2 protein-coding genes and 1 pseudogene are annotated in these 1,263 nt (G+C 71.5%); 1 reads left to right on the forward strand and 2 read right to left on the reverse strand.

Annotated elements, in window-relative coordinates:
* Both ABT116_RS47525 and ABT116_RS47530 read right to left on the reverse strand, forming a co-directional pair.
* Positions 1–297: pseudogene (locus ABT116_RS47525) on the reverse strand (hypothetical protein); the annotation flags it as partial.
* Between the two features lie 29 nt (positions 298–326).
* Positions 327–971 (reverse strand): patatin-like phospholipase family protein, encoded by a 645-nt coding sequence (locus ABT116_RS47530; protein WP_351647640.1) that lies wholly within the window; start codon positions 969–971, stop codon positions 327–329.
* Positions 972–1,029: 58 nt separating this feature from the next.
* On the opposite strand from ABT116_RS47530, the gene ABT116_RS47535 reads away from it, so the two are divergent.
* A partial coding sequence (locus ABT116_RS47535; protein ID WP_351647642.1) for a TetR family transcriptional regulator occupies positions 1,030–1,263 on the forward strand: 234 nt, incomplete at its 3' end.

A 1,263-nucleotide genomic window follows, 5' to 3' on the forward strand; every position in this document is an offset into this window, starting at 1 on the left:
AACTACGACCAGGAGATAGGCAACTCCTCCTGCTTCGTCAACGACGGCTACCTGCACCCGGAGGCGGTCGGGTGCGGTGCGCAGGGAGACGTCTAGCGTGGCCGCACGCCGCCGTGGGTCCATGAAGTTGGCCCCCATCACGGCCAGTTCCTCCACCCCGGGCTCGATCCGGACGACGCGGCATCCGGCCGCACGCAAGAGGCGTTCTTCGGCGTCGACGGTCCGGGTCATCCAGCGGCGCAGGAGCCGTTCGAGACGGCTCAGGCCGGTGGCGGGTGCGCCCCCGGAGGTCGACATGGGAGCGACGATCACCACCTCGTCCAGCCCTAGGGTACGAGGAGGTCCGCCGAGGTCGGGGACACGGCGCCGCCGTCGAGGTAGGTCCGCCCGTCGATCCGCACCGGCGGGAACCAGCCCGGGATCGCCCAGGACGCGGCGATCGCGCTGCCCAGGTCCGTGGCCGGAGCTCCCGGCGCGCCGAACGCGACCCGCCGACCCGAGCGCGCGTCGGCCGCAACCAGCCAGGTGTGCCTGGAATCCGGCCACGGGCGGCCCTCCGCCAGCGCGGCACCGAATCGGTGCAGCCAACGCGCATCACCCCGGCCGCGCGGCAGCAGCCCTACCAGCCCCGACCCCGGCGAGACCCGGCCGCGTACGGCAGCGGTCACCAGCCCCGACCCCGGCAGCCCGGGCCACGGGACGGGAGGCAGTGCACCCGGGTGGGCGTGGACGTGTCCGAGTAGCACCGGGTCCGCGCCAGTCTCTCCCCGTACCGCCGCGAGCAGGTCGGACACGGACCGCCCGGAGCCGAGAGCGGACACGACTTCTGCCCCGGCGGACGTCCCCACCGACACCTCGGCGGTCCGCACGTCCCAGTCCAGCTCCGCTTCCACTGCGGTGAGCGCGGCGACCGTCCAGGCGAAGCCGAGCGTGCCGCCGCACCCGACCACCAGTGCACGCCGTGGAGCCACAGATCCCCCTGGAATTCAGATATCAATGGAATCCGGAAGCTAGCGGTATTCTGCAGGCGTGGCAAGACTGACCCGGGCCGAGAGCCAGGCCCGCACCCGCGAACACGTCCTCGACACCGCGCACGACCTCTTCCTGCACGATGGCTTCACGAAGACCTCCATCGAGCGGGTCGCGGAGGCCGCCGGCTACTCGAAGGGCGCGGTGTACTCCAACTTCGCGACCAAGAACGAGCTTTGCCTGGCCGTCCTGGACCGCATTGCCCTGCAGCAAGTGGCGTATGACCTGGCGGAT

The sequence above is a fragment of the Streptomyces sp. NPDC002130 genome, assembly GCF_040296465.1.
Classification (GTDB): domain Bacteria; phylum Actinomycetota; class Actinomycetes; order Streptomycetales; family Streptomycetaceae; genus Streptomyces.